The sequence below is a fragment of the Flavobacterium sp. CG_23.5 genome (assembly GCF_017875765.1).
Taxonomy (GTDB): domain Bacteria; phylum Bacteroidota; class Bacteroidia; order Flavobacteriales; family Flavobacteriaceae; genus Flavobacterium.
On the sequence record NZ_JAGGNA010000001.1, the window covers coordinates 2,776,051 to 2,802,306 of the forward strand.

At 32.5% G+C, this 26,256-nt stretch carries 29 protein-coding genes; 18 read left to right on the forward strand and 11 right to left on the reverse strand.

Translation table 11 applies throughout. From position 1 onward, the window contains the following. Window positions 1-16 precede the first annotated feature (16 nt). From gcvH to H4V97_RS11965, 12 genes are all read left to right on the forward strand, one after another. Window positions 17-397, forward strand: a complete 381-nt coding sequence (gene gcvH, locus H4V97_RS11910; protein ID WP_196849965.1) for a glycine cleavage system protein GcvH — start codon at window positions 17-19, stop codon at window positions 395-397. Further along, window positions 390-773 (forward strand): VanZ family protein, encoded by a 384-nt coding sequence (locus tag H4V97_RS11915; protein WP_196849964.1) that lies wholly within the window; start codon window positions 390-392, stop codon window positions 771-773. The genes gcvH and H4V97_RS11915 overlap by 8 nt, the downstream gene beginning before the upstream one ends. Before the next feature lie 177 nt (window positions 774-950). After that, window positions 951-1,694, forward strand: coding sequence for a deoxyribose-phosphate aldolase (gene deoC, locus H4V97_RS11920; RefSeq protein WP_196849963.1), 744 nt, complete (start codon window positions 951-953; stop codon window positions 1,692-1,694). A 19-nt stretch (window positions 1,695-1,713) separates the two neighbouring features. After that, window positions 1,714-3,837 (forward strand): energy transducer TonB, encoded by a 2,124-nt coding sequence (locus H4V97_RS11925; protein ID WP_209549827.1) that lies wholly within the window; start codon window positions 1,714-1,716, stop codon window positions 3,835-3,837. A 108-nt stretch (window positions 3,838-3,945) separates the two neighbouring features. After that, a complete protein-coding gene (gene cyoE / locus H4V97_RS11930) occupies window positions 3,946-4,845 on the forward strand; it encodes a heme o synthase (RefSeq protein ID WP_410505222.1) in 900 nt (299 codons plus the stop codon). A gap of 2 nt (window positions 4,846-4,847) precedes the next feature. Further along, entirely contained in the window at window positions 4,848-5,435 is a 588-nt protein-coding gene (locus tag H4V97_RS11935) for a heme-copper oxidase subunit III (RefSeq protein WP_196849960.1), read from the forward strand. Window positions 5,436-5,477: 42 nt separating this feature from the next. Next, window positions 5,478-6,455, forward strand: coding sequence for a cytochrome c oxidase subunit 3 (locus H4V97_RS11940; protein ID WP_209549829.1), 978 nt, complete (start codon window positions 5,478-5,480; stop codon window positions 6,453-6,455). Window positions 6,456-6,471: 16 nt separating this feature from the next. After that, window positions 6,472-6,822 (forward strand): cytochrome C oxidase subunit IV family protein, encoded by a 351-nt coding sequence (locus H4V97_RS11945; RefSeq protein WP_196849958.1) that lies wholly within the window; start codon window positions 6,472-6,474, stop codon window positions 6,820-6,822. Window positions 6,823-6,897: 75 nt separating this feature from the next. After that, window positions 6,898-7,539: a hypothetical protein gene (locus H4V97_RS11950; RefSeq protein ID WP_196849957.1), complete on the forward strand. Its 642-nt coding sequence runs from the start codon at window positions 6,898-6,900 to the stop codon at window positions 7,537-7,539. 12 nt (window positions 7,540-7,551) lie between these two features. Then, window positions 7,552-8,238: an SCO family protein gene (locus tag H4V97_RS11955; protein WP_209549830.1), complete on the forward strand. Its 687-nt coding sequence runs from the start codon at window positions 7,552-7,554 to the stop codon at window positions 8,236-8,238. A gap of 2 nt (window positions 8,239-8,240) precedes the next feature. Then, a complete protein-coding gene (locus tag H4V97_RS11960; protein WP_196849955.1) occupies window positions 8,241-8,783 on the forward strand; it encodes a DUF420 domain-containing protein in 543 nt (180 codons plus the stop codon). Further along, window positions 8,773-9,039 (forward strand): hypothetical protein, encoded by a 267-nt coding sequence (locus H4V97_RS11965; protein ID WP_196849954.1) that lies wholly within the window; start codon window positions 8,773-8,775, stop codon window positions 9,037-9,039. Before H4V97_RS11960 ends, H4V97_RS11965 begins: the two co-directional genes overlap by 11 nt. Window positions 9,040-9,079: 40 nt before the next feature. Here H4V97_RS11965 and H4V97_RS11970 read toward each other — a convergent pair whose 3' ends face one another. Then, a complete protein-coding gene (locus tag H4V97_RS11970; protein ID WP_410505204.1) occupies window positions 9,080-10,489 on the reverse strand; it encodes a DUF4403 family protein in 1,410 nt (469 codons plus the stop codon). Window positions 10,490-10,826: 337 nt separating this feature from the next. Here H4V97_RS11970 and H4V97_RS11975 point away from each other — a divergent pair, with 337 nt between their 5' ends. The 4 genes from H4V97_RS11975 (at window position 10,827) to tsaB (ending at window position 14,826) form a co-directional block, all read left to right on the forward strand. After that, window positions 10,827-12,263 (forward strand): TolC family protein, encoded by a 1,437-nt coding sequence (locus H4V97_RS11975; protein ID WP_209550304.1) that lies wholly within the window; start codon window positions 10,827-10,829, stop codon window positions 12,261-12,263. Window positions 12,264-12,269: 6 nt separating this feature from the next. Beyond that, window positions 12,270-13,568 (forward strand): efflux RND transporter periplasmic adaptor subunit, encoded by a 1,299-nt coding sequence (locus H4V97_RS11980; protein ID WP_196849952.1) that lies wholly within the window; start codon window positions 12,270-12,272, stop codon window positions 13,566-13,568. 183 nt (window positions 13,569-13,751) lie between these two features. Further along, entirely contained in the window at window positions 13,752-14,132 is a 381-nt protein-coding gene (locus tag H4V97_RS11985; protein WP_209549831.1) for a hypothetical protein, read from the forward strand. Window positions 14,133-14,157: 25 nt separating this feature from the next. After that, a complete protein-coding gene (gene tsaB, locus H4V97_RS11990) occupies window positions 14,158-14,826 on the forward strand; it encodes a tRNA (adenosine(37)-N6)-threonylcarbamoyltransferase complex dimerization subunit type 1 TsaB (RefSeq protein ID WP_209549832.1) in 669 nt (222 codons plus the stop codon). Between the two features lie 5 nt (window positions 14,827-14,831). Here tsaB and H4V97_RS11995 read toward each other — a convergent pair whose 3' ends face one another. From H4V97_RS11995 to H4V97_RS12010, 4 genes are all read right to left on the reverse strand, one after another. Further along, window positions 14,832-15,659: a mechanosensitive ion channel family protein gene (locus H4V97_RS11995; protein WP_209549833.1), complete on the reverse strand. Its 828-nt coding sequence runs from the start codon at window positions 15,657-15,659 to the stop codon at window positions 14,832-14,834. An 80-nt stretch (window positions 15,660-15,739) separates the two neighbouring features. Next, complete coding sequence (locus H4V97_RS12000; protein WP_209549834.1) at window positions 15,740-16,423, reverse strand: hypothetical protein; 684 nt, start codon at window positions 16,421-16,423, stop codon at window positions 15,740-15,742. 266 nt (window positions 16,424-16,689) lie between these two features. Further along, window positions 16,690-16,890, reverse strand: a complete 201-nt coding sequence (locus tag H4V97_RS12005; protein WP_196849947.1) for a dodecin family protein — start codon at window positions 16,888-16,890, stop codon at window positions 16,690-16,692. Window positions 16,891-17,030: 140 nt separating this feature from the next. Continuing rightward, window positions 17,031-17,930 carry a NifU family protein gene (locus H4V97_RS12010; RefSeq protein WP_209549835.1) on the reverse strand — a complete coding sequence of 300 codons (900 nt, stop codon included), beginning with the start codon at window positions 17,928-17,930 and terminating at the stop codon, window positions 17,031-17,033. Between the two features lie 152 nt (window positions 17,931-18,082). Here H4V97_RS12010 and H4V97_RS12015 point away from each other — a divergent pair, with 152 nt between their 5' ends. Together H4V97_RS12015 and H4V97_RS12020 are read left to right on the forward strand one after the other, a co-directional pair. Further along, entirely contained in the window at window positions 18,083-19,081 is a 999-nt protein-coding gene (locus H4V97_RS12015) for a type IX secretion system membrane protein PorP/SprF (protein ID WP_209549836.1), read from the forward strand. 10 nt (window positions 19,082-19,091) lie between these two features. After that, entirely contained in the window at window positions 19,092-19,619 is a 528-nt protein-coding gene (locus H4V97_RS12020; protein WP_209549837.1) for a gamma carbonic anhydrase family protein, read from the forward strand. Window positions 19,620-19,629: 10 nt separating this feature from the next. Here the strand turns inward: H4V97_RS12020 and murI are convergent, their stop codons facing one another. The 6 genes from murI to H4V97_RS12050 form a co-directional block, all read right to left on the reverse strand. After that, on the reverse strand, window positions 19,630-20,409 hold the full coding sequence (gene murI, locus H4V97_RS12025; RefSeq protein ID WP_209549838.1) for a glutamate racemase: 780 nt from the start codon (window positions 20,407-20,409) through the stop codon (window positions 19,630-19,632). 109 nt (window positions 20,410-20,518) lie between these two features. After that, complete coding sequence (locus tag H4V97_RS12030; protein WP_209549839.1) at window positions 20,519-21,019, reverse strand: OmpH family outer membrane protein; 501 nt, start codon at window positions 21,017-21,019, stop codon at window positions 20,519-20,521. 20 nt (window positions 21,020-21,039) lie between these two features. Next, the gene (locus tag H4V97_RS12035) at window positions 21,040-22,062 is read right to left on the reverse strand and encodes an OmpH family outer membrane protein (RefSeq protein ID WP_196849941.1); all 1,023 of its coding nucleotides are present in this window, start codon (window positions 22,060-22,062) and stop codon (window positions 21,040-21,042) included. Between the two features lie 37 nt (window positions 22,063-22,099). Further along, complete coding sequence (locus H4V97_RS12040; protein ID WP_196849940.1) at window positions 22,100-24,853, reverse strand: outer membrane protein assembly factor; 2,754 nt, start codon at window positions 24,851-24,853, stop codon at window positions 22,100-22,102. Further along, window positions 24,786-25,526, reverse strand: coding sequence for an isoprenyl transferase (locus H4V97_RS12045; protein ID WP_196849939.1), 741 nt, complete (start codon window positions 25,524-25,526; stop codon window positions 24,786-24,788). Before H4V97_RS12045 ends, H4V97_RS12040 begins: the two co-directional genes overlap by 68 nt. Window positions 25,527-25,530: 4 nt before the next feature. Then, the gene (locus tag H4V97_RS12050) at window positions 25,531-26,214 is read right to left on the reverse strand and encodes a DUF6089 family protein (protein WP_196849938.1); all 684 of its coding nucleotides are present in this window, start codon (window positions 26,212-26,214) and stop codon (window positions 25,531-25,533) included. Window positions 26,215-26,256 lie beyond the last annotated feature (42 nt).

Below are 26,256 nucleotides of genomic sequence, written 5' to 3' on the forward strand. Positions count from 1 at the left end.
ATCAATAAATATTTTTATGAATATACCAGCAAATTTAAAGTACACAAAAGATCACGAATGGGTTAGTTTAGAAGGGGATATTGCAACAGTAGGAATTACTCATTTTGCACAAAAAGAATTAGGGGATATCGTATACGTTGAGGTGGAAACTTTAGACCAAACTTTAGAAAAAGATGAGGTTTTTGGAACAGTTGAAGCGGTTAAAACGGTTTCTGATTTGTTTCTACCAATTTCAGGAGAAATTATAGCGTTTAATGATTCGTTAGAAGGTACGCCGGAAGTTGTAAACTCTGATCCTTATGGAGCAGGGTGGATGATAAAAATTAAAGTTTCAAACCAAGCCGAAATTGATTCATTGCTTTCAAGTGATTCTTACAAAGAACTTATAGGTGCCTAAACAAGTCTATTTTTGGATAGCTTTAGTTTGGACTGGAATTATATTTTTATTTTGTTTGTTACCTTCAGGTGATATCCCAAAGATTAGTATTCCAAATTTAGATAAAGTTGTACACGCATTGTTTCATTTTGTGTTTACGTTAACTTGGTTTTTGTTTTTTAAAAAACAGTTGAATAGTGCAAGTGTAATAAAGCCTTTAGCGATATCATTTGTTCTTTCTGTTTTTTTTGGAATCGGAATTGAGATATTGCAAAAAGTTTTTACAACAACGAGAAATGGAGATGCAATTGACGTTTTAGCAAATATGTCAGGAGCAACTTTAGCGGTTTGCTTCATTCTAATAGTAAGTAAATACAACAGTTTAGATAAAATTTAAAAGAGATTACAATCCCGCTTCGGTGGGATTTTTTTATACTTATACATTTCTTTAACCGCAAGGGATTTGTTAAAAGAGCGCTCGAGTTTAAAAAGTAAATCTTTATATTAAAAATATGTGGATTTAAAATGTATTTTTGCTAATTAGACCTTATCCCATTATCAAATCAAAAGAAAAATGAATATTAAACAATATTTAGATTCAACCTATTTAAAAACGGCAGAACAAGCTGGGCTTAGTGAACAGGAGAATATTATTGTAGTTAAAAAATTTATTCAAGAAGCTATTGAAGAATGTTTTAAGCTGATAATGATTCGCCCCAATATGGTTTCGTTGGCCAAAAAAATGATTACAGCTGCTAATTCAACTTTAGAAATAGGGACTGTCATTGATTTCCCTGAAGGTCAGTCTGGAGTAGAAGAAAAACTAACCGAAGCAATTCAAGCAATAGAGGATGGCGCCGATGATTTAGATTTTGTATGCAATTACGAAGCATTCAAAGAAGGAGATTTGGATTTGGTCAAGGATGAAATTCTTAAATGTACGCAATTGGGTCTGCAAAACGGGAAAGTGGTCAAATGGATTATAGAAGTTGCTGCGCTGGAAGAAAAACAAATTATACAACTTTCAGCTTTAATAAAAAATATTGTTATTTCAAATTTTAAAGAAGAATACTACCCTTCGGTTTTTGTAAAATCCTCAACGGGTTTTTATAAAACGGAAAATAATCTGCCTAATGGTGCCACCATCCCTTCTATTATTATGATGTTGGAAAATGCGTCGCCACTTCCTATAAAAGCTGCGGGCGGAGTAAGGACTTATGAAGAGGCTGTTGAAATGATAGGCTTGGGCGTAAAAAGAATAGGTACATCCGGTGCAAAAGCGATTGCTGACGGGCAAAATTCAAACTCTGAATATTAAATTCACAAAGAAAATCAACATGAAAAAAAGTTTGTTAACTATACTTTTATTATTTTATTCTTTTTTTATTTATTCGCAAGATGTAAATAATAGTTTGGTAAAATCAGGTCTTTCCGCTGAACGATTTCCTGTTTTTCCAAATTGTGAAAACTTGCAGTCTTCAGCCTTAGAAAGTTGTTTTTATAGTGAAGTACAGGATTTTGTGTTTCAGAATTTTGAAGTTCCGGAAAATTTAAAACAAAATAATTACCAAGGAAGTGTAAAAGTGCTTTTTGAAGTAGATGGAAATGGTATTTTTAAGGTTATTTATACGGATGCTGTAGATGAAAGTTTAATAAAAGAAACAAAAAGAGTTTTTGAGAAATTTCCAAAAATTAAGCCGTCAACTTACAACGGAAGGCCAACCTACTCTAAATATACTATTACAATTGCAATTCCTCTAAAAAGCCCGGAACAGTTAGCATCTGAAGCACTTGTTCGATCGCAGATTGTAAAAAATGATACAAAGCAAATAACAGAACTTGATAGTATTGTTTATAAAAAATTCACAAACCCTGAGTTTGAAAGTCATTTGAATATTCCCTTTTCTCACAGTTATTATTCTCAGTTTGATGCTTCTTTAAATCAAGTGGGCAGTAATAATCATACAGCATCTAAGCCATATACCTATGTGGAGGTTTCGAAATATTATAATCTTAAAGCGGTAAATGAAAAGCTTAAAAAAAATACTTCTGGCTGGTGGGCCAGAAAATTATGGAATGAAAGTACGGTTGAAATTCAAGGGGAAGGGTATTGGTTTACATTAAATCCGATATTGGATTTACAAGTTGGTAAAGCATCGCAGACCAAAGCGAATTATACGTATATAAACACACGTGGGATAAATTTTAGAGGTGGTATTGGGCAGCAAATTAATTTCACAACTACGGTTTTTGAAAGTCAGGGGCGATTTGCGGATTATTACAATCGGTATGCCGAATCTATAAAACCAGCGGGAGGAAATCCTGCAATTATTCCGGGTATGGGAATTTCCAAAAATTTCAAAACGGATGCTTATGATTTTCCTTTGGCGGAAGCCAATATAACTTTTGCACCAAGTAAACATTTCGATTTGCAATTGGGTTACGGGAGAAATTTTATAGGAGATGGGTACCGCTCATTATTAGAAGGTGATGGTGCGAGTCCGTATCCATATTTTAAAATTAACACCAATTTTTGGAAAATAAAATATACAAATACGTATATGTGGCTCAAAGATGTTCGCCCAGCGGTGACTCTGGAGAGAACATACGCCACAAAATTCATGGCAAACCATTATTTGAGTTGGAATGTATCGAATAAATTAAATATTGGTTTGTTTGAATCGGTAATTTGGACCAATACGAATGATAGGGGATTTGATGTAAATTTTGTAAATCCAATTATATTTTATCGTTCGGTTGAATTTGCTTCTTCGGCAAGAAGTGGAAATGCCGTTTTAGGATTGACCTATAAGTACAAATGGGATAATCAGATAAATGCATACGGACAATTTATTCTGGATGAATTTTCTCTTGGAGATATTAAAAAAGCGGATAATAGCTGGAAAAATAAATTTGGATATCAGTTAGGTGTTAAATATTACAATGCTTTTCATGTGGATAATTTATTACTGCAGTTAGAATACAATCATGTTCGCCCTTACGTTTATTCTCATAGCAATCCCATTACAAATTATGCACACAATAATCAAAGTGTTGGGCATCAGTGGGGAGGGAATTTCAAAGAGTTTTTAGCGATCGCCCGTTATCATAAAGGAAGGTATTTTGGAGATGCCAAATTTACAGTAGGAACTCGAGGATTGGATTTTGATACGGTTGAGGATGGTTATAATTATGGAGGAAATATCTATAAAGATTATGATGAGAAAAGACCCTTTGATTCCGGAGTAAAAGTAGGGCAGGGTAATAAAACTGCGATTTTTATTGCAGATATTCAAGGAGGATATTTGATAAATCCAGCTACTAATTTAAAACTTTTTGGAAGTTATATTTACCGAAGTTTTGATCCTAATATGAATACAGCAACTACTTTTAATCAAAGTACTAATTGGTTCACATTGGGAATACGTTCGGATGTTTTTAATTGGTATTTTGATTACTAGTTTTAATTGAATTAAAATATATCTTTTTTATGAATTGTTTTTTGTCAAATCCCTTTTGTTGAGTTACTTTTGCAAAAGTTTTTACAATGCAAATAAACGAGAACATTGATCCCAACACAAAATACACTTTCATTAAAATCTATTTATATTGATTTCCGCGAAATTACAAAGGCTCGCCTTGCTATTAGCGTAGTGTTCTCTTCTTTAGCGGGGTTTATGCTTGGAATTTATGACATTCATTCATTTAGTTGGATGGTGTTGTTGAAATTGGCAATTGGAGGATATTGCATGGTGGGTGCATCTAATGCATTTAATCAGGTTATCGAGAAAGATTTAGATGCTTTGATGGATCGAACAAAAAATCGTCCTGTTCCAGCAGGAAGAATGTCTTCGACTTCTGCTCTTTTTTTAGCCAGTTTTCTAACGATTGTCGGTATAGCTATGTTGTATACCATCAATCCGAAAACGGCCATGTTCGGAGCAGTTTCAATATTTCTTTACACAAGTGTTTACACTCCATTAAAAACGATGACTTCATTATCAGTATTTGTGGGAGCATTTCCTGGGGCCATTCCTTTTATGTTAGGCTGGGTTGCGGCAACTGGTGATTTTGGAATAGAAGCAGGAACTTTATTTTTGATACAGTTTTTTTGGCAATTTCCTCATTTTTGGGCTATTGGATGGTTTTTGTACGAAGATTATGAAAAAGCAGGGTTTTTTATGCTTCCAACAGGAAAAAAAGATAAATCTACAGCTTTACAGATTATTTTATACACAGTTTGGCTAATAATAGCGTCGTTATTGCCTGCATTGGGTTATACAGGACGTTTGTATATAACTCCGGTAGCTGCAGTTTTGGTATTTTTACTTGGTCTTTGGATGCTTTATTATGGAGTGCAGTTGTATAAAAAGAGAACAGCTAAAGCAGCCAGAACATTGATGCTGGTTAGCGTCTCCTATATTACGTTATTACAGTTAGTTTATATATTTGATAAATTTTTAAGATAGTTATGGAAATTTCAATGACAACAGCAGAAGATAGAGCTAGAACAGCAAGATCCTACAAATTACTATTGCTTTTTGCGATGGTAAGTATGATTATGATGTTTGCAGGATTAACAAGTGCTTTTGTGGTAAGTAAATCAAGAGCCGATTGGTTGAAAGATTTTCAATTACCAACAGCGTTTTACTTTAGTACAGTTGCAATTATTGGTTGTAGTGTTACTTTTCATTTGGCAAAAAAAGCAATCCAAAAAGACAACAGAAGTGCAACAACTACATTTCTTTTATCTACCTTAGCATTGGGAATATTATTTGTAATTTTGCAATTTGCAGGGTTCTCACAGATAGTTGAAAACGGGTATTATTTTACAGGAAGTGAGAGTTCAATAACGACAACATTTTTATACATTGTAACCGTTGTGCACTTGATTCACCTTGCTGGTGGGCTAATTTCGCTGCTAATTATAATTTATAATCATTTTAAACAAAAATATAATTCATCTCAAACCCTTGGAATTGAACTGGGTGCAATGTACTGGCACTTTCTTGATTTATTGTGGGTTTATTTGTTTTTATTTTTATATTTCTTTAAATAAGAAAAAAACGTAAATTTGGGAACTTTTTAACGAATAACTTTTATGGAAGCGACAGTTACTACTGCAAATAGTGAAGAGAAAACTTGGGGAGGCGGCAATGAGCCAATGAGAGCAAGTTATGGTAAATTAATGATGTGGTTTTTTATCGTATCAGATGCCTTAACGTTCTCTGGATTTCTAGCTGCTTATGGATTTTCTAGATTCAAATTTATTGAAACTTGGCCATTGGCCGATGAAGTGTTTACGCACTTTCCATTTATGCATGGAGTATCTGCTCCGATGTATTATGTGGCATTTATGACTTTTATTTTGATTTTTTCATCTGTAACAATGGTTTTGGCTGTTGATGCAGGTCATCAAATGAAAAAAGATAAAGTTGTTATTTATATGTTTTTAACCATTATCGGAGGGATGATTTTCGTAGGATCTCAAGCTTGGGAATGGAAAAATTTCATAAAAGGAGAATATGGTGCGATTGAAACAAAAGGAGGTAGTTTGCTTCAATTTGTGGATAAAGAAGGACATCGCGTTGCTCTTGCCGATTTCGCTGCAAAATTGCCAGAACAAAGAGAACAATTGACTAGAAGTAAGGGAAAATGGTTCATGGAAGAATCAACTTTGCCTTCTTATTCAGTTGCTGAAGTTCAAGCCGGATTTAAATCACATCCAGGTCTTTTGATAAGAACAGAGGTGATAACGAAAGACAAACAAAAAACAATTCTTTCTAGAAAAGATTCTGAATTGAGATTGACCCAAGCCAGCTTAGTAGTTGAAGGGGCTAATTTAACTCATAATGAATATGGAAGTAAGTTATTTGCTGATTTCTTTTTCTTTATTACAGGTTTTCACGGTTTTCACGTATTTTCTGGAATAATTATAAATATTATCATATTCTTTAATGTACTAGTAGGTACTTATGAGAAAAGAAGAAGTTACGAAATGGTCGAAAAAGTTGGTTTATACTGGCACTTTGTCGATTTAGTTTGGGTATTTGTATTTACGTTTTTCTACTTAGTTTAATCTTAGATTTATTATTATGTCACACGAACATGTTTCTAATACAAAAAGAATTTGGACCGTTTTTGGTCTGCTATCTGTAATAACAATTGTTGAGGTGTTTTTTGGAATTTTTAAGCCAGCAGCACTTTATATGAATAGCTTCATGGCTATGAGTTTATTAAATTGGTTATTTATTATCCTTACACTTGTAAAAGCATATTATATCGTATGGGCCTTCATGCACATGGAAGGTGAAAAAAGTACTTTAAGAAATGCTGTTGTTTTACCAGTGATTTTTCTAATATTATATTTGCTTTTCATTCTTTTGACTGAGGGAAATTATATTTATGAGGTTTTTAAGAATTCTACTATAAAATGGAATTTTTAACAAGATATTAATTCAAAAAAAGGGTGCGCATTGCGTGCCTTTTTTTATTTTTGTACTTTAAATAATTTCAAAATAATGAAAAAAAATATCGTTCTTTTTGTGCTTTTTATTTTGCCTATTGTAGCTTATCTTTTTTTTGCGTCAGGAATTAATAGTTTTACTAAATTACCGGTAATTACTCCTAAAGTTTCTGATTTTGGACAATGGAAATCTCTAAATGGAGAAAAAGTCACCTTGAATAATAAAATAACTATTTTAGGTTTTTCCGGAACAGAGCTTTTAAATAACAGAGGTAATTATTTCAACTTAAATGAAAAAATTTATCAAAGATATCATGATTTTAAAGATTTGCAGTTTGTTGTAATTTGTCCACTCGGCACAGAAGATCAAGCTCGAAAGTTAATTGATGCCTTAGATGATTTTACGGATGTTTCACAATGGCATTTTCTATTTACTTCTCCTCAGGAAATTAATTCTTATTATAATCAACTAAAACTCGTTGGAAAACTAGATGAACATCTAGGTACTCCAAATGTTTATATTATTGATAAGGAGAGAAATCTTAGAGGAAGAAAGAAAAAGAAAGAATATAAAGAAGGTTACAATACATTCCATCCCGCTGAATTGAGTAATGAGATGTTAGATGATTTTAAAGTTATTCTATATGAATATCGTGCCGCTCTTAAAAAAAATCATAATGCTACGAAAGAACTTTAATTCTTAGAAAATATGCTTAAAAATAAATCATATATAGGGATTTCATTCATTATTTTAATCTTTGGCATATACGCTATTCCAAAGATAGTTGAAAGGATACAAGATAATGATATCGTTAAAGGAGATCGTTTAGACCAGGTTGGTGGAACTACTAGACGTGATGATAAACTGGTTAAAATAGGTCCAGCGCCAAATTTTGAATTAGTAAATCAAGACAATATAAAAGTCAGCAATGAGACCTATAAAGGCAAAGTATATGTTTTAGAGTTTTTCTTTACCACGTGTCCTAGCATTTGTCCAAAGATGAATTTAAGCATGTTGGATATCGAAAAAAGTTTTTTTGGAAACCCTAATTTTGGATTGGTTTCTATAACGATAGATCCATCTCATGATACGCCTGAAGTTTTGAAATCGCACGCAAAGTTGCTGGGTGTTAAATCGTCGAATTGGAATTTTTTGACAGGAGATCGAGAATACATTTATAATTTAGCCAATAAAGGATTTAACCTGTACGTTGGAGAAAACAATAAGATAAAAGGAGGTTTTGAACATTCTGGATTATTTGCCTTGATTGACAAAAATGGAAATATTCGTTGTAGAAAAGACAATTTTGGGAATCCAATTTTGTATTACGATGGGTTAGATAAAAAAGGAGTTAGAGATATTCAACAGGATATTAATATTTTATTAAAAGAGTAGTTATGGAAGATAATACAGTAGAACAAAAATATAATAAATGGATTGTTATCCTTTCTATTCTTATACCTGCGGCAGTTGCCATACTTTTTAAGGTAAAGCTTAAAGATTTTGGTATTCATGTTGCTCCATTACATTTTTTGCCATCGATTTATGCAACAACTAACGGGTTAACTGCCGTTGTTTTAGTTGCTGGTGTATTGGCAATTAAAAATGGAAGAAGGAAACTTCATCAACAATTGATGACGTCAGCAATTGCTCTTTCGGTGGCTTTCTTGGTGATGTATGTTGCGTATCACATGACAACGGATTCTACCAAATTTGGTGGCGAAGGGATTATTAAATACGTTTATTTTTTTATTTTAATAACACATATTATTTTGTCAGTGGCTATTATTCCATTGGTGATGATTACGTATGTTAGAGCTTTAGCAACTAAATTTGACAAACATAAAAAAATTGCCAGAATAACATTTCCACTATGGTTATATGTTGCTGTTACTGGAGTAATTGTCTATTTAATGATTTCCCCATATTATGTTCAATAAAGAAACAACAAACAGAACGCAAGAAAAACGATTTTTAGGAAAATGGGTTGTACTGACTTTTCTTCTTATCTCGATTTTACTGCCTCAGAATTCTAATGCTCAGTGCGCCATGTGTCGTGCTGCTTTGTCAAGCGAAGGTAATAAGACTAAAGCTGCAGCAGTAAATGACGGAATTGTTTACCTAATGGTAATTCCTTACTTGCTTGTCGGCGGTATAGGTTATGCTGTTTACCGAATGAGAAAGAATAAAAAATAGGACTTTTTTTGGGTATGCACATGTTGTATGGAATGTCACTTTACTTTAGTCCGTTTACGGATACATTTACAGTTCCTTTTACTTTTATAAAGGCAATGATGGCTTGATTGGTTAATTCTATTTTTTGGAATTGAATGTCTTCCATTTTTCCGTTTACATACACCCCTTGCATGGGAGAATAATTTTTTAAGTAATTCATCATGCTTTGTTTACCTTCTTCTAAATTTGGTTTTATCGAATAGCGACAGCTTTGTTGAATTTTTCTTAAAACTAATCCTTGCGTAAGCCAGTTTGCCGTTCGTATTAATTTGTTTTTGGTATCAAGTGCATAATCTAATTGATCAAAAAACACCTCTTTAGTTTGTTCATTGTATTTGGGGAAACCTGCTAAATAGATTGTTCCATTTACAGAGCCCGTTACATCTAAAGCAATGATCATTTTACCCTTTTTATGCCAAATGGCTACGTTTTGTACTTTTATTTTATTGCTTCCAGAACCAAATTCTTGTCCCGAAAAATTCTTTGTCATTATTTTTGAAGCTTCTTCATAAGTAGAAACTGCAACTATATTGGCTGTTATGTCTTCCGGGATTTTAGCAACGGGTTTCAAAATTATTTTACTTGCCTCAAATTTTGATTCGGGTTGTCTTCCTATCAACGTTTCCATGTTGCATTTCATTCCCATTTCCAGTAAAAAAGTATCGTTTTTAAGTTTGGCATTAGTAGAATAGATTTCGATAGGAACAATTCGAAGCCAACTTTCGTAATCGGCATTCATTTGAAAAGGGGTACAGATTTTTTCTAGTGCGGCCAAAACATTAGGTTTGAAATCCATTGATTTTTCAATTACAGCATCAATCTTTTTTTCGATTTTTGATTTGAAAAGTGTAACCCCAGGATTAATGAGATACGTTACGGGTACATTTTTTCCAAAAATGGTCATCGTGGGACTTTCATTCCAATCTAGTGATTTCAGTTCTGTTTTAGTATTTAATTTCCAATTGGTCAAGCCAACTTCACTAACTAAAGTCACTACTCCGTTTAGATTAAATTCTCTTGTGTCATACAATGAAACACCAAGTCTTTTTGTGCCTATTCTATATTTTACGATTGCTTTTAACGGTAAAATCGTTTTTATTTTATCTCCGGATGTCCCGTGATCGTTTACTATAGTAATGGGTGCCAGTTTCCAAATTTTCATTTCAATATCATCATCTTCAATGTTGTTGTCTTCATAAATCAAACCGTTCAATAATGTGTTAGTTTGGTTCTCAATATCCTTCAGTTTTACACTAATAGGTAAATTAATAAAAGAAGGAACATTTTCGTAAACCAAAGGAATGGCATCATCTGGTTCTGGTTTTAGTGTAGCTATCTTTTGAGAAGTGGAACAGCCAGAGATTAGTATGACAAATAGAAAAACAAATAGAATCGAAAAGAATTTCAGCATATTATTATTGTTAGAAAGAACAAAATTAAGAAAACAATTATATTTTATAGTTAAACTGTAACATTTTCACCGCTATTATGTCTTATAGGTAAATTACTGGGAAAGCTAGTAATTTATTTAAATTACGATCTTATTGAAAAATTAATTTTGGTTCAAAATTATCAGAATCGATTTTAAAATTTGTAAAGATAGAATTAGGCTTATGGTAGAATATTAGTTGGAAAACACAAGTAGTTAAATAAGCATCAAATCGTTTAAAGGTTGCTTAAAAAGAGAATTAGTTTGTAAAAAATGTTAGATTTGTGTAGTACCTTTGTTACACTTTCATCAAATGAATATGAGAAAAAATAGTTGTATTAGTGTCGTTTTTATTGTTCTTTTTGGAATGTTCGCTCGTGGACAATCTAAAAAGTGGACACTGGAAGAATGTGTAAAGTACGCCGTAGAAAATAATATTTCAATCAAGCAAACAGAATTGGATTCTCAAATTGCCACAATTGATAAAAAGGGAGCCATAGGTAATTTTTTACCTTCTGTAAATGCCAATGCTTCCCATTCTTGGAATATTGGTTTAAATCAAGATATTACAACAGGACTTCTGCGAAATCAGACTTCACAATTTACCTCTGCCGGAGCAAGTGTAGGAGTTGATATTTATAAAGGATTGCAAAACCAAAATACGCTACGAAAAGCCAATCTGTCCATAGTTGCTGCGAAGTATCAACTGTTGAAAATGAAAGAAGATGTTGCGTTAAATGTGGCGAACGCTTTTTTGCAAATTCTTTTTAACAAAGAAAATTTAAAAGTACAGCAAGAACAAAAAGTATTTAACGAAAAGCAATATGCACGTTCAGAAGAATTAGTAAAAGCAGGATCTATCCCCCGAGGTGATTTATTTGACGTAAAAGCTACTTTGGCTTTGGATAACCAAAAAGTTATCGCTGCTGATAATGCTTTGCTAATTTCTAAATTAAGTTTGGCTCAATTGTTACAGTTAAAAGATTTTGAAAGTTTTGATGTAATTGATGATACTTCAGCTAAAGATGAAAATAATATTTTGGCTCAAACACCCACTTCTGTTTATGAAAAAGCCAAAGAAAGTCGCACTGAATTAAAAATCGCCAATACGAATTTGGAAATTGCAGAGAAAAATCTAGCCATTGCAAAAGGTGGTTTTCAGCCTACTTTAAGAGGATTCTATAATTTTAATAGTAGGGTTTCATATGCCGATGTTATTACTGGTTTTGGTCCAAATCCTACGAATCCTACTTCGGTAATTGGTTATGTTGAAGGAACAAATCAGAACGTATTACAACCAAATTCCTCTGCTATTTTAGGCAAATCGGCACCTTTTTTCGATCAGTTTAGCAATAATAAAGGGCAATCTTTTGGGGCGCAATTGTCAATTCCAATTTTTAATGGGTTTTCTGTACGAAACAATGTTGAACGATCTAAAGTGAGTTTGGAAAAATCTAAAATTGCAGTTGAACAACAAAATTTAGATTTGCAAAGAAATGTATATATCGCATTTACAGACGCGAAAGGAGCACTGAATGCCCATGAATCTGCGATTGCATCGCTTGAATCCAGACAAGAATCGTATAATTATGCTAAAGAAAAATATGATGTTGGTTTAATGAATTCATTTGATTTTAACCAATCACAAACCTTATTGTCAAATGCACAATCTGAAGTTATAAGAACCAAATACGATTATATTTTTAAAATTAAAATCCTGGAATTCTATTTTGGAATTCCAATTATCAAAAACTAATTTATCATGTCAAAAAAAACAATCTATATCTTAATTGGTAGTGCAGTAGTAATTATTGCATTATTAGTTGTCCTTTCAAAAACAGGAGTAATTGGTAATAAAGATAAAGGAAAAGAAGTAGAGTTAACCACCGTTAAATCATCAACAATTGTTGAAACTGTATCTGCAACCGGGAAAATCCAACCTGAAATAGAAGTTAAAATATCTTCAATGGTTTCAGGAGAAATTATTGCATTGCCTATAAAAGAGGGCCAAGTGGTGAAAAAAGGGGATTTATTGGTAAAGATAAATCCAGATTTATATACTTCTGGATTAAACAGAACTGTTGCTAATTTATCAGGAACCAAAGCTGGTTTAAGTCAGGCAGATGCGTCTTTTAGAGAAGCCAAGTCAAGTTATGACAGAAATAAAACATTATTTGATAAAGGAATTATTTCTAGATCGGATTGGGATAAAGCAATCGCTTCTTTTGGAGTAGCAAAAGCAACAAAACAAACGGCTTATTTCAATGTACAAAGTGCTTCGGCTTCTGTAATTGAAGCTAGAGATAATTTAGGTCGTACTGTCATTTATGCGCCGGCAGACGGAACTGTTTCTGTACTTAATGTGGAGTTAGGAGAGCGTGTTTTGGGAACGCAACAAATGGCAGGAACTGAAATATTGAGAGTTGCTAATTTGAACAATATGGAAGTTGAAGTTGATGTAAATGAAAATGATATCGTAAAAATAAAAGTAGGTGATGAGGCTAAAGTTGAAGTTGATGCATATTTGAAAAAACAATTTAAAGGTATTGTTACAAGTATTTCTAATTCGGCAAGTTCTTCTTTAACGGCGGATCAAGTGACTAATTTTAAAGTTAAAGTGAGAATACTTAAAGAATCATATCAAGATTTATTAGAAGGGAAACCTGCTGCTTATTCTCCTTTTAGACCAGGAATGACTGCAACTGTTGATATAATTACCAAAACCAAAAATAATGTTTTGTCAGTCCCAATTAGTTCTGTTGTAGTAAAAGCGGATACTAGTGCGGTTGTAAAACCTAAAATGGAAGATGCCAAAGCAGAAGCAAAAGATGTAGCTCCAAAAAGCGACAAAAAATTTGAATGTGTTTTTGTGAAGGTAGGTGATAAAGCAAAAATAAGAATCATAAAAACAGGTATTCAAGATGATACGAATATTGAAGTTTTGACTGGTCTTAAAAAAGGGGATGTTGTTATAACAGGACCTTATACCACGGTGTCAAAGGATTTGAATTCTGGGGATAAAGTGACCTTGAAAACTGATAAAGAAAAAGAGAAGAAGTAATTTTTTTTTAAATTTTAGAAAGCAAATCTAAAATTTAAAGTTTTATACCGAGATTTGTACTGTGATTGTATTTTATTACAAAATAAATCTTTCAAGTTTTATCATTCCGACGAAGAGAGCTTTATGAGATTCCTCCTTTGTCGGAATGATAAGTTTTGGAAGTATACAAAAAAGATAATAATTATGATTTTTGAAATTATTGCAGGCTTAATAATATATTTGTTTCTCCCAATAATTGGTATAATTTATTTTTTTAAAATTAAAAAAAACATGGTTGTTGAAGGAATTAAAAATCAACCAATAGTCGAAATTTTTTTGCATTTCGTTACCTATGGAGGATTATTGCTTGTGGTGCTGACATCATTTTTTTTGAAATGGTCTGGATTGGCTTCGCTTGGAACTTTCTATTTAGTTATTGGAGCTCCAATTATCATGGGGATTGTAATATCTAAACAATCAAAAAATAAAGAATTATCAAAATATCACTTTTGGACTTACCACCTTGGGGTTTTGTATTTTTTAATAGCACCATTCTCATTTTTGGGTCTCTTTTTAATTGATTGAAAATAACTTTAAATTTTAAACTATTTTGACTTACATACTCAATATTGAAACCGCGACTAAAAATTGTTCTGTTGCTATTGCAAAAGACGGAATAACCATTCATTGTAAAGAAATTGCTGAAGAAGGCTATTCTCATGCCGAACGATTGCATGTTTTTATTGAAGAGGTAATTGCGGAAGCAGGTATAAATTTAAAAGATTTGTCTGCGATTGCTGTAAGTCAAGGTCCCGGTTCTTATACAGGTTTGCGAATAGGTGTTTCAGCTGCTAAAGGGTTATGCTATGCGTTAGACATTCCATTAATTGCAATTGATACTTTGAAAACCCTAGCTTCGCAAGTAATTGTTAAGGAGGGTTTGATTATTCCAATGATTGATGCCAGGAGAATGGAAGTTTATAGTGCCATCTTCACTCCTAATTTTGAGATTAAACGAACGATTTTGGCGGAGGTAATCACTGAAGATTCCTTTAATGATTTAGAGGAAACAATTTATTTTGTGGGTGATTGCTCTGAGAAATGCAAAACAGTTTTGACGAAAGATAACTTTATTTTCTTAGACGAGATCAAGTATCCTTCTGCGAAAGAAATGAGTTTGTTAAGTTTTGAAAAATACAAAATTAGCGACACGGTCGATGTCGCTTATTTCGAACCTTATTATTTGAAAGATTTTATGATTACTACTTCAAAGAAATAGTATTCTTAAGCATTACTTTGAGACATTTCTTTTACAAATGGCTGAATAATAATTCCAGCAGTGTCAAATGCCAACTTACAATTTTCTAAAGTTTCAGCATAAACAATACCAAAATCTTCATTATTGACCCATGGTCGAACAGCAAGTTGTATGGAATTATCGGTCAAATTCTTTACTGACACTTCAAAGCTAGGGGTTTTAAGCACTTTAGGATTTTGATTTAAAACTGCAGTAATAATATCTTTTGCTTTTTTTATGTCAGTATCGTAGGAAATAGAAATCGTTAAATCCACTCTTCTAGAACCCTGCAAGGAGTAATTTGTGATTGTTCCATTTGATAAGGATCCGTTTGGTACAAAAATAGTTTGGTTGTTAGCCGTAATTAATTTGGTCACAAATATTTGGATTTCACTTACTGTTCCGGAAACACCTTGTGCCTCAATCGAATGGCCAACTTTAAATGGTTTAAAGACAATAATAAGCATTCCGCCGGCAAAATTAGATAATGAACCTTGAAGTGATAAACCCACAGCAAGCCCCATAGCTCCAAGAATGGCAACAAAAGAGGAGGTTTCAATTCCTAATTTTGAAATAAAAGAGACAAATAAAAGAACCCTTAACACCCAAAGTAATATATCAGCAAGAAACTTAGTTAAAGTAGGATCTAAATCCCTTTTTACCATTATTGTTCTAATGAATCTATTGATAAGTCTAATAACATAAAGTCCTGCAAATAGAATGAGGAATGCAGATATTAATTTTGGAGAATAATCAATTAATACTTTTGTAAAAGTGCTGGCATAATCCGTAATTTGACTTGGATCTAAGTTCATTTTCTAAAAATAAAAAACCCTCTCGTGAGAGAAGGTTGAGTTTGATTGGCAAAAATACATATAATTTATTTTCTAATAAACTAATCAGCGTCTTCTTCTATATTATTTATAGTTTTTTTAGCAATTTCGTGGGCTTCAGAATCTGCATCACTTATCAATTCACTAGTTTTTTCGGAAATTGAATGTGCAGTTTCGGATGCAATTACTTTCGATTCATCTACAACATCTTCAACTTTGTCTTTTGCATCTTCGATATTTTCTTTTACATTATGGGTAGTTTCTGAAGCAATAGCTTTCGATTCATTTACCGCATCATGTATATTTTCTTTTACATTATGTGTAGTTTCTGAAGCAATAGCTTTTGAATCTTCGGCTAAACTTTCAGTTTTGTCTTCACCAAAGTTGGTTTTTTCTTTTACGGTATCCACTACTTTTCCTAGCGCGTCACTGGCTTTTTCACTATACTCGCTAACCACTTCCTTTGCTTTATCGGCATAAACTCCAGATTTTTCTATAATTGGAGCTGCAGTTTCTTTTATCTTATCGATTGTTTCGTCTGCAAATGTCTCTGCTTTTTGAAGATAAGGTGATGCAGTTTCTTTTGCTTTATCTATTGTCTCTTCTGCAAATGTTTCTGCTTTTTCAATATAAGGCGTTGCCGCTTCTTTTGCTTGTTCGTAAGTTGTTTCAGCTTTATCGGCAAATTCACCAGCTGATTCTTTGGCTGAGCCAAATAATTTTTTAAAAAATGATGCTACTCCCATGGTCTTTTTATTTGATTAGTCTTACAATATTAAGCAATTTATATTAATATTGTTTTAATATCTAGTTAATAATTTGCTGAAAATCAGCATTTGGCATTATTTACGCGTAGTTTTTACAAGTATAAAAAAGGATGATTCCATCTATATTGTGTACTGCCAGAAAAGAAAAGTTTGTTTTTTTTGTGTATTTTTATTTTAGTAGGGGACTTAAAAACAAAAAAAAAGCGTCTCCAATGAAACGCCTCAATTTAATTTTTAAAATTACTCTATTCCAATTCGAATGTTAATTTTAAAGTTACTCTGTATTCTGAAATCTTACCGTCATTTACGGCAGCACTATGGTCTTTAACATATACAGAACGTATATTTTTTAACGATTTAGCTGCCTGAGTAACCCCTTTTCGAGTTGCATCTTCCCAACTAATTTCTGAATTAGCCAGCACTTCAATTACTTTTAATATTGACATGATTACTAGGTGTTAAATTAGATATTAAATGTACCAAATTTTTTAAAATTTTAATTTAAAATTAGTTGTTTTTTAATTTAATATTAACATTGTCAATTGGTTATGCGTTTTTAAAATGATTTTTATAAATGACCGATTGTTTATGCGTTTACCGCTTCCACTTTAATGTTTTCATCGTTCAGCATACTTTTCAACATGTTTTCGATGCCACTTTTTAACGTAAATGTTGAAGAAGGGCAACCACTACAAGCCCCTTGCAAAATTACTTTTACAGTTTTGTCATTTTCATCGTAGGAATCAAAAACGATGTTACCACCATCAGCAGCAACAGCCGGCTTTACATATTCTTCTAATATATTAATAATTTGCTGTGAAGTCACATCCAGATTATCGAAATCTTGATGCGTACTGTTTTCTTGTTTTGCACTAGCTTCAACTAAACTTTCATCAAGTACAGTTCCGCCATTTTCAATGTATTGCTTGATAAAACTTCTTAACTCTAGTGTTATTTCTTGCCATTCATTGATTTCATATTTAGTTACCGAGATGTAATTTTCGTCGATAAAAACTTCTTTTACATATGGGAATTTGAACAATTCTTTCGCTAATGGCGAAGGAGCAGTTTGATCAATATTTTTAAATTCAATAGCGTTTTTAGTCAACATCTTGCTAACTACAAATTTTAATGCTGCTGGATTGGGAGTTGTTTCTCCGTAAACAGTAATAGGCTGTTTTTTTGTTTTGTTTTCCTCGACATTGATAATTACTCCGCCATTGTTTACAAATGTTTCTATTTGTTCAGCAACGGCATCCTTAACATCTTCCCATTCTACAATGCTGTATTTTTCAATTGCAATGAAATTTGCTGAGATGTAAATTGTTTTTACAAATGGTAAGTAAAATAATTGTTGTGCTAGAGGGGAAGTTTTGGCTTCATCTATGTTTTTGAATTCAAAACTTTCATTTTGAGTAATGAAATCTTGGAATTCAAATTTTAGTATGGTTGGGTTTTGTGTTTCTTTTATGCTAACTTTTGTCATGATCTTTGTAAATTTTTACAAATTTAGTAAAGAAATTTTCCACGATTAGCTATATTTGAATATTAATAAAATAAATTAACAATAATTTAGTTATTCAATTAGATATTTGTATTTTTATTAGGGTAATAACCGTTCTATATAATTGTATTTCAATGTATAATAAAATTAAATTTTTAGTACTCCTTTTTTTTATATCGCAATATTCTTTTTCGCAAGAAGGAATTGCTGTTTATTCTGATTATTTATCAGACAATTATTATTTGATACATCCTTCTATGGCTGGTGCTGCCAATTGTTCTAAAATTAGATTAACGGCACGAAAACAATGGTTTGGTCAGGAAGATGCGCCTGAACTTCAAACCGTAAGTTTTAATGGAAGAATCACGGACAAAGCGGGAGCAGGGATTATTCTTTTTAATGATAAAAATGGGTATCACTCTCAAAAAGGAGTTAAGCTGACCTACGCTTATCATCTAATGTTTTCGAGAGATGATATTGATCTAAATCAATTGTCTTTCGGAATTAGTGCAGGTTTAATTCAAAGTCAATTAGACGAAACTGCTTTTTTACAATCTGGAGATTTTGATCCCATAATTGATGGGACTGTTGTACAAAAAGATTCCTATTTCAATGTTGATGTTGGTGCGTCATATAATTATTTGGATTTTTATGTTCATGGTACGGTGAAGAATGCCATTGAGACTAGGAGAGATATCTATACCGAATATGAAAGTGATAATTTAAGAAAGTATTTGTTGAGTGCCGGTTATGTATTTGGGGATAGGGATAGAATATTATGGGAACCATCAATTTTATTTCAATTGGTTGAAAAGACCCAAGAAAAGTCAATTGATCTTAATATGAAAGCGTATAAGAATTTTGATTTCGGGAAATTATGGGGAGGCTTATCTTACCGCAGAAGTTTTGATGGTGCTGAATATACGAGCGGAAGCGGAATTTCTAAACAGAAACTACAATATGTAACTCCTATTATTGGGGTTAATTTCAATAATTTTATGTTTGCTTATACTTATTCTCATGTCGCTGGGGCCATAAAATTCGATAATGGCGGTTATCACCAAATTACTTTAGGATTGAATTTATTTTGTAAACCTGAAAAGTACGAATGTTTTTGTCCTGCAATAAATTAATTATAGTACCATGCTGATTAAATCTGTTAACGGAAAAACACCTTCTATACCGAAGGATTGTTATGTAGCCGAAAATGCAACTATTGTGGGTGAGGTAACTTTTGGAGATTCTTGTAGTGTTTGGTTCAATGCGGTCATAAGAGGCGATGTGAATTTTATCAAAATAGGGAATAAAGTAAATATACAGGACGGTGCAATTATTCATTGCACGTATAAAAAACACCCAACAATTATAGGCAATAATGTTTCCATTGGTCACAATGCAATTGTGCATGGCTGTACCATTCATGACAATGTATTAATTGGAATGGGTGCGATCGTAATGGACAATTGTGTAATAGAAAGCAATTCTATTGTGGCAGCAGGAGCTGTAATTACCCAAAATACAGTTGTGGCCTCAGGAACTATATATGCCGGTGTTCCTGCGAAAAAGGTAAAAGATATTGATCAATCTGACTTTGCAGGGGAAATCGAGCGGATTTCGAATAATTATGTAATGTATTCCGGTTGGTTTAAAGAATCTACCGACGAAGACTAAATCTCTTATTTTAAAAATCTATTTCTTCGATAGTATATTTATTTTCCAGTATTTCAGATAATACTTTTGGATTGGTGTTGGTGTAGAATATAGGTTCGCTTTTTTCTGCTGAAGAAAAACCTATTTTCTCTTTCAATATTTTTTGTGTTTGTTTAGCAACCGCTTCTCCTGAATCAATTATTTGTATGTATGGTGGAAGTATGTTTTTTATTTGAGAAATAAGGTAAGGATAATGACTGCAGCCTAATACCAGATAGTCTATATTAGCTTCAATCATGGGCGTAAGATAGGAGTGGAGTAGTTTCGTCATTTCAGGTGAGTTGATATCGCCATTCTCAATGAGCTGAACTAATCCATGACCAACCTGTTCTATTATTTTGGTGTCTTGATACTTTTCAGTAGTCTTGTTAAATAATTCGCTGTTAAGCGTTCCTTGTGTGGCTAAAATACCGATTATTTGCGTCTTAGAATGATTTACAGCCGGTTTTATCGCTGGTTCTATACCAATGAAAGGGACATTGTATTTTCTTCTTAACTCTTCAATAGCATTAGTAGTTGCGGTGTTACAAGCTACTACGATTAATTTGCAATTCATCTGGAGGAGAAGTTCAGTATTCTTCATGCTTAATGCAATAATCTCGTCCTTTGATTTCTGACCATAAGGAGCATTCTTGCTATCCGCTAAATAAATTGTTTTTTCATTTGGTAATAAATGGTGTATTTCTCTCCAAATTGAAGTCCCGCCAATCCCTGAGTCAAAAATCCCTATTGGTTGAGTGTTACTATTCATAAAAACAAAGTTACGTGCTACCGTTTATATTTCCTAAAAATTATTTTCATAAAAAAAAACTGCTCTATTCCAATTGAATGAGCAGTTTTGTATACTAATTGTGTGTTTTTTAGAAACCTAAATCTTTCTTCACATCAGCAGTCAAGTTTGGACCATCAGCTAATAAAAGTGTAGAACCATCTAATACATATTGGAACCCTTTAGCTTTACCTACTTTTTGGATTGAAGCTCTTACTTTTTCCATTAATGGTTTTACGATATCAGATTCTTTTTGTTGCAATTCTTTTTGAGCATTGTCTCTAAAGTCTTGGATTCTTTTTCCCATATCTTGCACTTCTTTTGAACGTTCTCCATTTACAGCTTCAGTTACAGTTGCAGATTCTCCATCGTATTTTTTTAATTTTGTTTGGTATTCTTCCACCATTTTTTTATAGTTGGCGTCATAAGTACCACTCAATTTCTCCAATTGTTTTTGAGCATCAATCATAGATGGCATTTTTGACATAATTTCACTTACATCAACATGTGCTGTCTTTGCTTGTGCATTAATTGTTTGATTTGCTCCAAAGAATAGTATTCCGGCAATAAGTAAAGTTTTAATTTGTTTCATCGTTTTTAAAATATTTAATATTAATTTTTGTTTGTATTCTCTTTTAATTTTTCTGCTTTTGCTTTTTTAAGTGCTTCTCTTTCTTCTAGTATTTTTTTCTTTTTTTCTTCCAATGCTTTTTTGCGATCTTCTATTACCTTTTTACGGTCTTCTAAAATCTTTGATCTTTCGTCTGCTTGTTTAATTTTAGTCTCTTCTAGAACTTTTTTTGAAGCTAATTTAGTCGAGTCATTTGCAGTCGTTGTTGTTTTTACTTCGTCTGTTTTAGAAGAGGCAGAAACCGTGCCAGTTTTTTTAGCTTCTCTTTCGGAAAGAAGTTGTTTTCTTCTATCGTCAAATTCTTTTTTCTTTTGCTCCTGAAGTAGTTTTCGATCAGCGATAATCTGGTCTCTTGCTGCTTTTTTCTCGTCCAATGCTTTTTTTCTATCCGCTAAAACTGGATTTTCATCCACTGCATCTTCCTTACTTTCTTTGACTTGTTGGTCTTTAAGTTGTTTTTTACTTAACTGCTCTCTTTTTTCAGTACGGTTCAGCACTCGCAAAACCTGCTCGCTAACGTCAAATCTTTTTGCTGCAAAAAGCATCGTCAAATCAGATGATTTGTCAAAAATAAAATCATATTTTTTTGCTTCAGCTATATCTTGAATGGCAGTAAATACTTGATCTTGTATTGGCTTTGCCAAAACTGATTTTTGCTGCATTAAATCACCAGTTGGACCAAATCTTTTCTGCTGGTAATCTACTATTTCATTTTCCAGAAACTTAATTTCAGTTTCTCTTTCGTCAATTAGTTCTTTTGTTAATAACGCTTTTTCTGCCTTTAGCGCCTCTTTCAGTTTATTGACATCTAATTTTTTTACTTCAATTTCTTGCTTCCATTTTTGAGCTTTTTGATCTAATTGGCTCTTGGCTTCGGTATAATCAGTTACATTTTCTAAAATGTACTCCATATCAATATAGCCTATTTTGGTTCCTCGGGTTTGCCCTTTGACTGTGTTTAAAACGATCACGGCTAAAAATAGAAATAAAAATTGTTTTCTCATAACGGTTTAGTATTAGAAAATTTTATGTCATTTTTTTTTAAAATTGTTGTCCAATGATAAAATGTGTTTCCCATCCATTAGCTTTTGCTGTTCCAGGCAAAGCATCAAAACCATATCCAAAATCAATACCTAGTAATCCAAATGCAGGCATGAATACACGTAAACCAGCTCCAGCGGAACGATTCAATGAAAACGGATTGTAGCTTTTGAAATCTGCATAAGAAGATCCAGCTTCCAAGAAAGTCAACGCATAAATAGATGCCGATGATTTCAACGTTATTGGATAACGCAATTCCATTGAGAATTTATTATATACCGTTGCTCCAATTTGTTCATTTGTGCCCTCTTTTACTGGAGTTAAAGAATTGTTTGGATATCCTCTTAATTGTATCGTTTCTCTTCCATCCATCGAATAATTTGCTAATCCGTCTCCACCTAAATAGAATCTTTCAAATGGCACAACGCCTCTTTCTTGATTGTATGCGCCAAGGAATCCAAATTCGGTCAAAGTTCGCAGTACTAATTTACCATAAATTTTCGTGTACCAGTCGGCTTTGAACTTTATTTTGTAATATTCTAACCAATTAAATTTCTTTTGGTCAACTAATGCAGGGTCAGCGGCAGCATTTTGAAGGTTGTCAATTGATACTCTATTTGGGGTCGTGTTTGAAGCACTTGGAATAGCTTCTACATAATCTCCTTCATTCACTTGAATTCCGTTTGAACCAGTATAAGTTGCTCCCTTATGTTTGTATTTATATTCTTGCTTGTCTCCTAAGGTTGCATAATCAATTCCGTTCATTAAGGAATAAGGTGGAGTTACTTTTGCTGAAATACTAAATTCTGAACCATAAGTAGGGAAAATGGGGTTAGTTCCTTTGTTACTTCTTGTTAAACCTATAGTGTAAGCTAAATTTCTAGATGTTCCATTTCCAAATGTAAATAAACCTGTATTGTAATTATTTAAGTCATAATGTTGGTAACTTACGGATTGAGACAATACAAAGAAATCATCCGGCACAGTCAGTCTTTTTGCCAAACCTACAGATAAGGTTAGAATATTAAAGCTTTTCGTTTTGTCGACTCTTTGCGTAATATAATTATTTAAGAACTGCTTGCTGTATGACAATGAGGTGCTGAATTGAACAGGTTTCTTTTGTCCAAACCAAGGTTCTGAAAAGGACATACTATACGTTTGGAAATAAGTACTTCCTTGTAATCGTAAGGAAACTTTTTGTCCGTCACCCATTGGTAAAGGCTTGTAAGCATCTTTGTTTAAAATATTCCTTGCAGAGAAGTTGTTAAAAGACAATCCTAAAGTTCCTATGAAACCACCACCACCGTAACCTCCTTGAAGTTCGATTTGGCTGGATCCTTTTTCAACAAGATTGTATTCAATATCAACCGTTCCTGCGCTAGAATCTACATTTTTAAATTTTGGATCTATAGCTTCAGGATCAAAGAATCCTAATTGTCCTATTTCACGAATAGTTCGTACCAGTTCTTCTTTGCTGTATTTTTCTCCTGGTTTAGTTCTCAATTCTCTATAAATAACACGGTCATTCGTCTTGTCATTTCCTACAACTGTAATCTTGTTGAAGTAGGCTAGTGGACCTTCAGTAACTCTGATCTCGAAATCGATTGTGTCATTTGCTGTTTTTACCTCTACTGCATTTATATTAGAAAATAAATAACCACTGTTTTGGTATAAATTGGTGATGTCTTCACCGTCTGGTTTTGATTTATCAGCAATTCTTTTTTCTAGAAGTACGCCATTATATGTTTCTCCTTTTTTAACACCTAATATTCTGCCTAATAATTGATCAGAATACACCGTGTTTCCTAAAAATTTAATGTTTCCAAAATAGTATTTATTTCCCTCTTCAACATTTATTTTAATTGCTAATGCCTTTTTATCTTTGTTATAAGAAACAGAATCGGATAATATTCGTGCATCACGGTATCCCTTTTCTTTATAAGCGGCAATTACTTTTTCTAAATCAGTTTTGTATTTTGCTTGAACAAATTTGGATGCCTTTAATATACGTAAAGGATTTTTTTGCTTGGTATCTTTCATTGCGTTACGCAATACCTTATCAGATAATTGTTTGTTTCCGTCAAAATCAATTGATTGGATTTTTACTTTATCACCTTTATCAATGTTAACAAGCATGTTTACCTGACTTACTTTTGTCGTGTCCGCTTTGGTAGTAATGGTAACTTTAGTATTGTAATAACCTTCTTTTTTGTATTTATTTTCAATGTAATTTTTAGTGGTAGTAATTAAATTTTCATTAACTATTTTCCCCTTAGTTAGGCTGTTATCTTTTATTAAAGCCTCCGTTTTATTTTTCTTAATTCCTACAAATTTAACCTCATTTAATTTAGGTAATTCAACTAAGTTTAAATCAAGATAAATGCTGTCGTTCTGGATTTTATTTACATAAAATGAAATTTCATCAAAAAGGCCCAGTTTACCAAGCTTCTTTATCGCACTGCTTATTTCTTCACCCGGAATTATTATTTCTTGTCCTTTTTGAAGACCTGCAAAAGTTATTACGGTTTGAGTGTTAAAGCTTATTTTACCAACAACTGCAACATCTGCAAGGATATATTTTTTTCCTTGATCAAAAGGGACTCTGTCTTGTGCTTTAATTTGGGTAAGACTTCCAAAAATTAATACGGTAAGGGCTATTCTTATACTTTTATGTAACACTAAAAAATTATTTAATTTGTTCACTTGTTTTTCCAAATCTACGTTCTCTTTTTTGATAACTAATAATAGCCTCATATAAATCTTGTTCTTTAAAGTCCGGCCACAATATATCAGTAAAATACAATTCTGCATAGGCAATTTGCCAAAGCAAGAAATTACTTATTCTATGTTCTCCACTTGTTCGTATTAATAAATCTACATCCGGTAAATTTTGCGTGTAAAGATGCTCATTTATAATTGAATCATCAATAGTGTCTATTGAAATTATATTATTTTTAACTTTACTGCATATATTTTTTACAGCACTGACTAATTCTTCCCTAGAACCGTAGCTTAACGCTAGGGTCAACGTCATTTTTGTGTTGTCCTTTGTTTTATTTATTACATCAAGAAGTTCTTTTTGAGCAGATTTAGGTAATTTTTCCAAATTACCAATAGCGTTCAATTTGATGTTGTTTTTTTGAAGTGTTACGAGTTCTTTTTTTAATGAATTGATAAGCACCTTCATTAAGGTTTCGACCTCCAGTTTTGGTCTGTTCCAGTTTTCGGTAGAGAATGCGTATAGAGTTAGGAATTCAATTCCTAATTTTGCACTTGCCTCAATTATTACTTTTACTGATTTTGTGCCACTTTCATGTCCCAAAGCTCTTAAAAGTCCTTTTTGTTTTGCCCAACGACCATTGCCATCCATAATGATAGCTAAATGTTTGGGTAAATTCGTTGCGTCAATCGTATCTAGTAAATTCATTTTTTTAATCTGTACAGTAACATGGTTTGTTTCCAAAGGTATATGTAAGGGTAAATCCCGAAAAAACATACCAATCATTATTATTTAAATTCCCGAATCGTAATGGTTTCAAATTTTCATTCTTCGGATTGCTTCCGTCAATGTTATCTGTTAATGTATAGCGAGCTCCAACCTCTACGGCCAATATGAAATTTGGCGTGATGTTGGATTTAATTCCTAAATTCATTGGAATGGCAAATGAACCAGAGCCTTTGTCTTTTTTTGTTTCACCAGCTAAAATATATAACTCATCATATCTAAAATAGCTTATCCCAGAATATACATAAGGAGTAATTTTATTTGACATCTCATGAAGATTAAAATCAAAAAAATTGAATTCAAGGCCTAAAGATACTTCTTTTATACTATTTTCAAAACGGTATCCTCTTTGATTTCTGCCGTCTTCTTTTGAATCAAGGTCGTTAGAGGTGATTTTTGATTGGGTGTAGGAGAATCGATAAGAATGTCTCGGGCTTTTATTCCATTTATATAACAAACCCAGAGCAGGTTCATTTGGCGATATATAAGTGGTAGGACCTACATCACCTATAAAATTACTACCGCCTACAAAAACACCAATCTCATGAATTTGAGCTTGGATTGCCAGGAATGGAAATAGGCATAACAAAAAGTGGAGAATTTTGTTCATTCAAATTAAAAATTGCGTGCAAATATAATAATTATCGATACG